General features: G+C 63.5%; 9 protein-coding genes and 1 pseudogene. 7 read left to right on the forward strand and 3 right to left on the reverse strand.

Features of this window, described 5'->3' with window-relative positions; translation table 11 throughout:
• Nucleotides 1–333, forward strand: a pseudogene (locus AC062T_RS05285) (serine hydrolase); the annotation flags it as partial.
• Nucleotides 334–438: 105 nt separating this feature from the next.
• Here the strand turns inward: AC062T_RS05285 and AC062T_RS05290 are convergent.
• A complete protein-coding gene (locus AC062T_RS05290) occupies nt 439–900 on the reverse strand; it encodes an acyl-CoA thioesterase (protein ID WP_476028063.1) in 462 nt (153 codons plus the stop codon).
• 75 nt (nt 901–975) lie between these two features.
• Here AC062T_RS05290 and AC062T_RS05295 point away from each other — a divergent pair, with 75 nt between their 5' ends.
• Nucleotides 976–2163 (forward strand): PucR family transcriptional regulator, encoded by a 1188-nt coding sequence (locus AC062T_RS05295; RefSeq protein WP_476028065.1) that lies wholly within the window; start codon nt 976–978, stop codon nt 2161–2163.
• 22 nt (nt 2164–2185) lie between these two features.
• Here the strand turns inward: AC062T_RS05295 and AC062T_RS05300 are convergent, their stop codons facing one another.
• Nucleotides 2186–3148, reverse strand: a complete 963-nt coding sequence (locus AC062T_RS05300; protein ID WP_476028067.1) for an ABC transporter substrate-binding protein — start codon at nt 3146–3148, stop codon at nt 2186–2188.
• Between the two features lie 191 nt (nt 3149–3339).
• On the opposite strand from AC062T_RS05300, the gene AC062T_RS05305 reads away from it, so the two are divergent.
• Entirely contained in the window at nt 3340–4557 is a 1218-nt protein-coding gene (locus tag AC062T_RS05305) for an NADP-dependent isocitrate dehydrogenase (protein ID WP_108997903.1), read from the forward strand.
• A gap of 95 nt (nt 4558–4652) precedes the next feature.
• Here AC062T_RS05305 and AC062T_RS05310 read toward each other — a convergent pair whose 3' ends face one another.
• On the reverse strand, nt 4653–5618 hold the full coding sequence (locus AC062T_RS05310) for an ABC transporter substrate-binding protein (protein ID WP_476028070.1): 966 nt from the start codon (nt 5616–5618) through the stop codon (nt 4653–4655).
• A gap of 149 nt (nt 5619–5767) precedes the next feature.
• On the opposite strand from AC062T_RS05310, the gene AC062T_RS05315 reads away from it, so the two are divergent.
• From AC062T_RS05315 to AC062T_RS05330, 4 genes are read left to right on the forward strand one after another with little or no spacing between them, the layout of a single operon-like run.
• Nucleotides 5768–6910, forward strand: a complete 1143-nt coding sequence (locus AC062T_RS05315; RefSeq protein ID WP_476028072.1) for an ROK family transcriptional regulator — start codon at nt 5768–5770, stop codon at nt 6908–6910.
• Nucleotides 6911–6968: 58 nt separating this feature from the next.
• Nucleotides 6969–8252 (forward strand): extracellular solute-binding protein, encoded by a 1284-nt coding sequence (locus AC062T_RS05320; RefSeq protein WP_476028074.1) that lies wholly within the window; start codon nt 6969–6971, stop codon nt 8250–8252.
• Nucleotides 8253–8306: 54 nt separating this feature from the next.
• Nucleotides 8307–9179 (forward strand): carbohydrate ABC transporter permease, encoded by an 873-nt coding sequence (locus AC062T_RS05325; protein WP_476028078.1) that lies wholly within the window; start codon nt 8307–8309, stop codon nt 9177–9179.
• Nucleotides 9176–10015 carry a carbohydrate ABC transporter permease gene (locus AC062T_RS05330; protein ID WP_476028076.1) on the forward strand — a complete coding sequence of 280 codons (840 nt, stop codon included), beginning with the start codon at nt 9176–9178 and terminating at the stop codon, nt 10013–10015. Before AC062T_RS05325 ends, AC062T_RS05330 begins: the two co-directional genes overlap by 4 nt.
• The last annotated feature ends 127 nt before the right edge of the window (nt 10016–10142 follow it).

The following is a 10142-nucleotide window of genomic DNA, read 5'->3' on the forward strand; positions in this document are numbered from 1 at the left end:
ATCACGAACGGCGGGGAGGTCGACGGAATTCGGCTGCTGTCGCCCGAGACGATCGACCGGATCTTTGAGCAGCAGTCCGACGGGCTCGACCAGGTGCTCTTTCAACACCTGCGGTTCGGAGTCGGCTTCGCTCTGCCCACGCAGGCGGCTCCCGTGCTGCCTCAGACGGGCAGGGTTGCGTACTGGGGAGGATGGGGCGGCTCGCTCATAGTGAACGATGTCGATCGTGGGGTGACGTTTGCCTATGTGATGAACAAGATGTCGCCCGGAATCATCGGCTCCCCGCGCAGCGACGCCTACCTTTCGGCGTTCTATCGCGCACTAGAGGGCTAGCAGACTGGCCCCGGCGCGTGTGTGGCGCAACTGCCGGGACCATGCGACCGCCGGCCTCCTCGAGGGGCGGGGCCGGCGGTCACCCCACCTCATGACCGAAAGCTGTCATTGACGAAACGGCACGGGGTCACCGCTCCACTGCGCGAACGTGGCGCGCAAAGCATCCGGAAGCTCGCGGGGTCTGCCCGACTCGGTGTCGACCACAACAAGGGTCGTGCTGGCGACGGCATAGATCGTTGAGCGGTCCGGCTCGCCGAGTTCATAGGCAAGATCGACGCTTGAGCCGCCCACTCTGGTGACCCACAGCCGCACGATGAGCGGCTCGGCGCGGTAGTTGAGGGGGGCGCGATACTCGATGCGATGCCCGGCGACGAGGCCATTGCTGCCGGAGGGGAAGAGGTCGAAAACCCCGAGAGAGGGGTCTACCCCCGGCGCAGCGAACTCGCCGAGGGGAGGAGTGAAGAGTGCGAATCGCGTGTCTTCGAGATAGCGCACGAAGAAGACGTTATTCACGTGGCCGTAGGAGTCCATGTCTCCCCACCGGATGGCTACTTTGGCCTCGCGCATTGCGGTTCCTCTTCTCTTTCTCGGAATACCCCTATAACATACCGTCTAGTCGGTTTGTCCGATGGGAGGTCTTCGATGACGCAGCTTCTGCACACTCAAGGTAATGGTTCAGTGCGCCACCTGGCGCGAGTGAGCGACCTCGACCCCGGCGCGCTCGCCGACGAGGCAATGGCAAGGGCCGAGCGCACTCTGCCGTGGTTTGGTGAGATCCCGGATCGCCGGCGCGAGCACCTCCACCTGGTCACCAAGGCCGGGTTCGTGAGCTTTTTCGCCCACCTTCGCGCCCCGGGCACAGCGGATCCCATGGACATGTTCGCCGTCGCACCGCGAGAGCTCGTGCGTTCGGTGACGCTGCAGCAGACCTTGCAGCTCATGCGGGTGACATCGTCACTGGTAGAAGAGAACATCGAGACCCCGCAGGACCTCGAAGCGAGCGTTGTCTTCTCCCGACAGCTCGCCTTCGCTGCGGCCGAACTCTATGCGCAGGTGGGCGACGGCACAGGGCTGTGGGAGCATCGGCTCGAGCAGTTCGTGATCGACGCCTCGCACAAGGGCGCGCTCACCGACTCCCTTATCGCGCGGATCCGCTCGGTGGGGTGGCGCGGCGACGGTGCTGCCGTTGCTGCGTGCGGTGAGATGCCCGAGGGTGGGGATACCGACATCGTTCGACGCCGCGCCTGGAATGCCGGCGCGGACGTGCTCGTGGGGACCTCGTCGGGCCGCCTCATCGTGATCGCAGCGCTCGTCGAGGGGCACGAAGCGGATGAACTGCAGGCCGTAATTGCGGCGCTCGCCGACGGATTCGGCGCGGGACCGGTTGTGGTGGGCCCTGTCGTCGACACGATCTCCTCCGCCTGGCAGAGTCTGGTCGCCGCCAACGCCGGTGCGGATGTGGTGGGGGCGAGCGATCAGGATGCCAGGGTCGTCTATGCAGCCGACCTGCTGCCCGAGCGCGTGCTCGCGGGTGATCCGCTCGCGCGTCGTGACCTGATCAATCGCGCCTATCGCCCCCTGCGGGATTCGCGGCAGCCGCTGCTTCAGACTGTGCGGCGGTTCGTGGAGGCGGGCGGAGCGGTCGAAACGGCCGCGCGAAAGCTCGATGTGCATCCCAATACCGTGCGGTATCGCCTCAAGCGGGCCGCGGAGGTCACCGGTTTCGACCCGACGGCCGCTCGAGACGCATTCGTGCTTCAGTGCGCCCTGCGACTCGGGCTTATGGAAGACGCTGCGGCGGCGGCACCGCGACAGGTGGCAGCGCGCTAGGAGCGCCGCCGACGACGTGCTTCTACGGCAGGATCGTCGCAAAGTCGGGCACGGACTGAATCATGCCGAACTTCTTTGCCCGCTCGCCGAGGAGGGTCACCGAACCGGTGTCGATGTGGGTGGTGAACGAGGGCAGCGTGAGGCGGGTACGCACATCCGCTCCCGTCTTGATGAACGAGGTCAGGGAATCCCGAACAAGACCGGGCTTGGTGCGCGCGAGGTCGTAGGAGCGCTGCAGCGCCATGCGAAAACGCTCGACAACCTCAGGCTTCTTCTCGGTGAAGGCCGATGAGGCGACATACATCGAGACCGTGAGGTTGCGGTCGAACTCCGCGTAGGGGTACGAAATGATGCGCATCCCAGCGAGACGCGCGGTGGTCAAGAAGGGCTCCGTGACGAGGGCCGCATCAACCGCGCCGCTGTTGATCGAGCCAACCGCGTCGACGAACGGCACGGTCTTCCAGGTGGCAAGCTCCGCGGGAACGTTGGCCGCGAGCATGGCATCCCGCATGACGAACTCGTTGGTTGAGCCGCGTGAGTCGACTCCGATTGTGCGACCGGTGAGATTGGAGAGCGACGTGATGTCGGAGTCGGGGCGCACCATGATTGCCGCGTAGTCGAGCTGGGCGTTGCCGGAACTCGCGGCAGCGCCGCTCAAGATGTCGATCGCGGCCCCGCCCTCGATGGCCGAGAGCACCGAGAGAGTGTCGGCGTAGCCGAAGTCAAAGCGGTCCTCGCCGAGCGCGGTGAGCAGCGAGCTGCTCGATGCGCTGAGCGAGTTGATGGTGACCGTGAGGTCGAGTTCGTCGAAGACCCCCTCCTGGATGCCCAGGTAGAGAGGGGCGAGGTCGACACCGGGGACCACGCCAACCGAAACCGAGGCTGCGCCCGAAGACTCAGCTGCGTCTGCTCCACCACATCCCGAGACGATCAAAGGAATTGTGGTGGCGACGGCAGCGATCGCGAGAAGACGGGCATTCTTCATGAGACTCCTCGGCGGAGAGAAAGGGGAGGGGGAATATCGACGTGCGGGTTGTCGATATCTGGTCAGTTTCGCATACCGCTGGCCTGTGCTGGGGCCCCAGCTCGGGGGACAAACCAGCGCAACTATCTCGACGTCAAGACACTTTGACAAGAGCGGGTAAGATTGATGCGGCCCAACGAGAGGAAGCATCAGTGTCAAAGATCAAGGTTGAAGGAACGGTCGTCGAGCTCGACGGAGACGAGATGACTCGCATCATCTGGCAGAAGATCAAGGACACCCTGATCCACCCCTACCTCGATGTGACCCTCGAGTACTACGACCTCGGCATTGAGAGCCGTGACGCGACCGATGACCAGATCACGATCGACGCAGCCCACGCCATCCAGAAGCACGGCGTCGGCGTCAAGTGCGCGACCATCACCCCCGACGAGGCCCGCGTCGAAGAGTTCGGCCTCAAGAAGATGTGGAAGTCGCCGAACGGCACGATCCGCAACATCCTCGGCGGCGTTATCTTCCGCGAGCCGATCATCATCTCGAACATCCCGCGCCTGGTTCCCGGCTGGAACAAGCCGATCATCATTGGCCGCCACGCGTTCGGCGACCAGTACCGCGCCACGGACTTCAAGTTCCAGGGCAAGGGCAAGCTCACGGTTGAATTCGCACCCGAAGACGGCTCAGAGCCCATGAAGTTCGAGGTCTACGACGCACCCGGCGACGGCATTGCCCAGGTTCAGTACAACCTCGACTCGTCCATCATCGACTTCGCTCGCGCGTCGCTCAACTACGGCCTCAGCCGCAACTACCCCGTCTACCTGTCGACGAAGAACACGATCCTCAAGGCATACGACGGCCGCTTCAAGGACATCTTCGAAGAGGTCTACGAGACCGAGTTCAAGGCGCAGTTCGAGGCTGCCGGCCTCACCTACGAGCACCGCCTCATCGACGACATGGTCGCTTCGGCCATGAAGTGGGAGGGCGGCTACGTCTGGGCCTGCAAGAACTACGACGGCGACGTTCAGTCGGACACCGTCGCGCAGGGCTTCGGCTCGCTCGGCCTCATGACCTCGGTGCTCAGCACGCCGGACGGAAAGGTCGTCGAGGCGGAGGCTGCCCACGGCACCGTGACGCGTCACTACCGCCAGCACCAGGCCGGCAAGCCCACCTCGACCAACCCGATCGCCTCGATCTACGCCTGGACGCGCGGCCTCGCGCACCGCGGCAAGCTCGACGGCAACCAGGCCCTGATCGACTTCAGCCTCACGCTTGAGGATGTTGTCATCAAGACGGTCGAGTCGGGCAAGATGACCAAGGACCTCGCATTGCTCGTCGGGCCCGACCAGGCCTACCAGACGACCGAGGAGTTCCTCGCGACCCTCGACGAGAACCTCAAGGCTCGTATGGCAGCGTAAGACCGCTGCTGACAAGGCCCCCGCATCCGGTTGGATGTGGGGGCCTTCTCGTTAAGCCGCGGTGTGGTCTGAGCTCCGTGGCGAAGGCTGGCGAGCTATTCTCCGAACGGCAGAACCGCGTCGAGGTCGGGCCGCGCCGTGAGAAAGCGAAAGCTGACGGCGGCATCGGCTAGCCGTGTGATGGCATCCCTGTTGAACTCTTTGGTGAACCGGGGCAGCGTGAGCCGGGATTCCACGGGGGGATTGGATGTGACGTACGTGCCGATGTTGGCTCGCGTGCTGAACTTCTGCTCATCCGCGAACGCGGTCGACGCGTCGAGCGCGGCGAGGAACCGTGTGATCACGTCAGGGTTGTCGCGGACCATCGCTGATGAGGCGACGTAACCGGAGACGGTGAGCTCCGGGTCGAACTCGGCGTAAGGGTGCGAGATAACGCGAAAACCCTTGAGCCGAGCGTGCGTGACGAACGGCTCAACGAGAAACGCCGCATCGATGCTGCGGTCGCTCATCGCTGCAACGGCGTCGACGAAGGCGACCTCCTGCCACATGATGCTTGCGGGGTCGATTCCCGATGCGGCCACGGCGCTCTTGGCGACGACGTCGTTGGTAGACCCCTTCACGTCGATGCCCACGTTGAGAAAGCGAAGGTCGGTGAGCGACTCAATGCCTGCTTCGGGGTGGGTGACGATGGCCGCGTAATCCATGACGACATCGCCCGACGTTGCGGCTGCGCCACTAATGGTGTCAAACGCTAAGCCGTTTTCGCTGGCGACCATGATCGAAACGATGTCGGCAAACCCGAGATCGAATGTGCCCTTGTCGACGGCGTTCAGGACAGCGGAACCAGACGATGCCAGGGAGTTGATGGTGAGGTTGATGCCCTGATCTTCGAAGAAACCCTCGTCTACTCCGAGGTAAAGCGGAGCGAGATCTGCGACGGGAGAGACCCCAATCGTCAGGTTCACCGGGGAGAGAGAGGGATCAGCCTCGGCCGAGGAGCATCCGCTGAGCGCCGCAGGAATGGCGACGATGCTCGCGAGCACAGCCAGTGACTTCTTCATGGGGAGCCTTAAGGGTTGTCCAGGTGGTGCCCGGGAACTGGGTCGGCCTCAGCTTTCCATAGTTCTAACTAGATAGTCCATAACCTCGTTCGGGGGCGTAAGTCGAAAAATCCTTGCACCCGGTTTGTTTGTACGCTTTACTAACAAACATGACGACGGAGTTCATGACGGGACGCGCGCTTCGGCCAACGGCCAAGCGGCTGCCAGAGCACGCCCGCAGCCACAACCTCTCGCTCGTGCTTCAGACGCTGTACAGCGACGGCAGTCGCAGCAGGGCCGACATCGCGCGCGAGACGGGCCTCACCCGGGTGACCATCTCCGACCTCGTTTCGGAACTTATGGCTGAGGGCCTCATCGTGGAGATAGGCCAGCGCGAAGGCACCCGTCCGGGAAAGCCAGCGACTCTGCTCGACCTCAATCGCGCGGCCTTTCAGATCATCGGGCTCGACCTCAGCGCGTTCGAGATCTTTAGAGGCGCGGTTCTCGACCTCGATGGAACCATCCTCGAACGGGCAGAGATTCCGCTCGCCGAGAGCACGGGGGCGGATGCCACGGCTAAGGTGGCAGCGCTGATCGAGGAGCTGATCTCCCGCGCTACTGCGCCCATCCTCGGAATCGGCGTCGGCTCACCCGGTGTTGTTGACCCTGCCGGGGTCGTGCTCGGCGCACCCAACCTCGGCTGGCGCGGCGAACCCCTGCAGGCCACGCTTGAGTCGATGTTCTCGCTGCCCGTCATCGTGGCGAATGACGCGAACGCGGCAGTGCTCGCCGAGCACAGCTTCGGCGAGGCCGACCGCGACATGATGCTCATCAAAGTGGGCCACGGAGTTGGCGCAGGGCTCTTGCTCGGGGGCTCGCTGCTGCATGGCAGCCGATTCGCCGCCGGCGAGCTCGGGCATGTCGTTGTGGGCACCAGCGGCGGCGCGCAGTGCGTCTGCGGCAAACAGGGGTGCCTCGAAACCTGGCTTTCTACCCCGCGTCTTGCGGCGGCGCTTGCCGCAGCCACAGCATCCGGAGCTCCAACGGATCCCATTCTTCGGGAGGCAGGACGGCACCTCGGTATTGCCCTCGCCCCCGTAGTCGGTGCGCTCAATCTCGCAGAGATCGTGCTCAGCGGACCGAGTGACCTGCTCGACGGCGCCCTCACCGAGAGCGCCGTCGACACGCTCCGTGCCCGAACTATGGCCGAGTTCCACGACGACCTAACGGTGCGGATGACAACCCTCGGCGAGGACATCGTCATGCGCGGCGCGGCCGCCATGGTGCTCTCGGGGCAGCTCGGAGTCTCCTGACTCCTCCACGCGTGGCCACCCGGCCACATTCTCCGGTACCAAGAGAGAAGGACGCGATATGAAGAAGAAGCTCGGAGTGCTCGCTGCGACAACAGCGGCAGCGCTCCTGCTGGCGGGATGCGCCGGTGGCGCGCCCGCAGACGAATCAGGCAACGACATCACCCTGTGGCTCATGGGAGGTGACACCCCGGATACCCTGCGCGACTACCTTAAGACCGAGTACGCAGACGCAACCGGGGGCACCCTAACCATTGAGGAACAGGGCTGGGGCGACGCAATTGCGAAGCTGACCACCGCACTCCCCGACGCCGAGAATACCCCGGACGTTGTGGAGATCGGAAACACGTGGTCGCCCACCTTCACCAATGTCGGCGCATTCAGCGACATCACCGACATGGTGGACGAACTCGGCGGCGACAACCTGCTGCCCTCTTTTGTCGAGGTCGGCACAGTCGACGGCGCAAACTACGCGCTGCCGTACTACTTCGGCTCCCGCTACGTGTTCTACCGCAAGGACCTGTGGGCAGCGGCGGGCAAGCAGGTTCCGACCACGCTCACCGAGTTCAACGAGACGGCGGCATCGCTGCGCACCGATGGCCAGTCCGGCTTCTACATCGGCGGAGAAGACTGGCGCAACGCCATCTCGTGGGTGTTCGCGAACGATGGTGAACTCGCCAAGAAAGATGGCGACGAGTGGGTTTCGACCCTCTCGGACGACAACACCGTTGCGGGGCTTGAGCAGTTTCAGGCTCTGTTCCAGAACGCATCCAACGCACCCGTCACCGAGGCCGACAGCACCCCGTGGGTCAACATCAACAACAACGAGACAACGGGCGCGCCAGAGGCCGCAACGATCATCGCTCCCGGATGGGCGCACTGGTCGATCGGTGACGTAACCCCTGACCCCGATGACGCAACCAAGACGGTCGCGACATGGAACGACGAGGTCTTCGGTGTCTTCCCGCTGCCTGCCGCGGATGGGGGAGCAGCCCCCGTCTTCGCTGGTGGCTCGAACATCGCAATCTCCGCCAAGAGCAAGAATCAGGATGCTTCGCGTGAGCTTCTGAAGATCATCTTCTCTGCGGAGTACCAGCAGATGCTGGGCGAGAACGGCCTCGGCCCCGCCAACCTCGAATACGCATCCTCGCTGGGCGACGACCAGTTCGCGGAAGCGCTCATCGAATCGGCAAAGAACTCCAAGCTCACGCCTGCCGCTCCCGGTTGGGCAGCCGTCGAGGGCTCCGGCCTGCTTGAGGAGTTCTTCGGCAAGGTTGCGGGCGGTGGCGACATCGCCTCCCTCGCTGCCGAGTACGACGAAAAAATCGGCGCGCTGCTCAACTAGAGCACGACACCAGCCAGCCGACGACCACAAGGAAGGAGGATCGCCGTGAAACGCATGCCACAGGTTCTGCTGCTCCCGGCGATCCTCATCCTGCTGCTGGGGATGGGCTACCCGCTCGTGTGGCAGGCCGTGACCTCGCTGCAGGAGTTCGGCCTGGCGCAGCAGTTTGGCCAGGCGGCCCCCTTCGTGTGGTTCGACAACTATGTGACCCTGGCAACAGACCCCGAGCTCTGGGCGGTGGTCGCACGGTCCCTCGTGTTCTGCGTGGTCACCGCCGTCGTCACCCTCGTTATTGGCCTCCTCTGTGCCCTGCTCATGATGGCCATCGGCAAGGCTCCCCGTTTGATTCTTCAGATCGCACTGCTGCTGGCATGGGCGATGCCGGTCGTTGCTGCGATGACCGTGTGGATCTGGCTCTTCGATCGCCGTCGGGGCGTGATCAACTACGTGCTCGACATGATCCCCGGCGTTGACATGTACCGCTTCGACTGGCTCGAAACACCGCTGACGTTCTTCTTTGTCGCGAGTGTGATCGTGGTGTGGATGTCGGTGCCCTTCGTCGCCTTCTCGTCGTACGCGGGCCTGACCCAGGTGTCAGAAGAAGTTCTTGAGGCAGCGCAGATCGACGGTACAACCCCGTGGCAGCGGCTCAAGCACATCATCCTGCCCATGATCAAACCCGTCATCACGATCGTCTTTTTGCTTCAGCTGATCTGGAACCTCAGGGTCTTCACGCAGATCACCATGCTTCAGGATGCGGGCAGCAAGTCGGGCGACTTCGACCTGCTCGGCACCTATATCTACAAACTCGGCACGCGGGCCCAAGACTTTGGCATGGCGTCGGCCGTCTCCGTGCTCGTGCTTGCGCTGACGATTGCGCTCAGCTGGTTCTACATCCGCAGCCTTCTCAAGGAGGACGAGTCATGACCCGATCCCGTGTTCGGCGCGGACTGCTGGGCGCACTGGCGATCGTCGTCGCTCTCGCGTGGGCCTCTCCTGTTTATTGGATGGTGAACTCGTCGCTTCTGCCGACGGCCCGGCTCGAATCCTTTGTGCCCACGTTTGTTCCGTTTGGCGGTTCGCTCAACAACTTCACTGCGGCACTGGCCGATGGCAGCTTCTATTCCGCTTTGGGCATGAGCGTCTCGGTGACCCTGATCGCCGTCGTGTTTTGCCTACTCTTTGCGTTTCTTGCGGCGGTCGCGATCAGCCGTTTTCGCTTTCGGGGGCGCAAAACCTTCGTGCTCGCCGTGCTCATCGTGCAGATGCTGCCGGCCGAGGGCCTCTTCATTGCGCAATACAAGATGGTCGCGGGAATGGGCCTGCTCAACTCGGTGATCGGCGTTAGCGTCATCTACATTGCGGCCGTCGTGCCGTTCACCATTTGGATGCTGCGCGGATTCGTCGCCGGAATCCCGATCGACCTAGAAGAAGCAGCCATGGTCGACGGGCTCAGCCGAACGCAGGCGTTCATGCGCATCACCTTTCCCCTGCTCGCTCCCGGCCTGATCGCATCCGGTGTCTACGCATTTCTTCAGGCATGGAACGAATTCACGGTGGCACTCGTGCTGTTGCCGGCCGAGGCTAGCCAAACACTTCCGCTTTGGTTGCGAGGTTTCGTGCAGGCGAGTGCGACGCGAGCGACCGATTGGGGTCAGGTTATGGCCGCCTCGACCCTCGTTGCCGTTCCCGTGATCATCTTCTTTCTCATCGTTCAGGGCCGCCTCACATCGGGCCTCGTGAGCGGGGCGGTCAAGGGATGAGCGCTAGCGGCGTGATCATGCTCGGGTTTGCGGGAACCGAGCTGCCAGAGTGGGTCGCTGCTCGCCTACGGGGCGGAATCGGCGGGGTGTGCCTGTTCGGCGACAACATCGAGTCACCCGCACAGGT

It is taken from the genome of Homoserinimonas sp. (assembly GCF_056262345.1).

Bases quoted from the DNA above. Each gene is read 5' to 3' on its own strand.
- AC062T_RS05290 (WP_476028063.1), bottom strand. From the start codon at position 900: ATGCGCGAGGCCAAAGTAGCCATCCGGTGGGGAGACATGGACTCCTAC.
- AC062T_RS05295 (WP_476028065.1), top strand. From the start codon at position 976: ATGACGCAGCTTCTGCACACTCAAGGTAATGGTTCAGTGCGCCACCTG.
- AC062T_RS05300 (WP_476028067.1), bottom strand. From the start codon at position 3,148: ATGAAGAATGCCCGTCTTCTCGCGATCGCTGCCGTCGCCACCACAATT.
- AC062T_RS05310 (WP_476028070.1), bottom strand. From the start codon at position 5,618: ATGAAGAAGTCACTGGCTGTGCTCGCGAGCATCGTCGCCATTCCTGCG.
- AC062T_RS05315 (WP_476028072.1), top strand. From the start codon at position 5,768: ATGACGACGGAGTTCATGACGGGACGCGCGCTTCGGCCAACGGCCAAG.
- AC062T_RS05320 (WP_476028074.1), top strand. From the start codon at position 6,969: ATGAAGAAGAAGCTCGGAGTGCTCGCTGCGACAACAGCGGCAGCGCTC.
- AC062T_RS05325 (WP_476028078.1), top strand. From the start codon at position 8,307: ATGCCACAGGTTCTGCTGCTCCCGGCGATCCTCATCCTGCTGCTGGGG.
- AC062T_RS05330 (WP_476028076.1), top strand. From the start codon at position 9,176: ATGACCCGATCCCGTGTTCGGCGCGGACTGCTGGGCGCACTGGCGATC.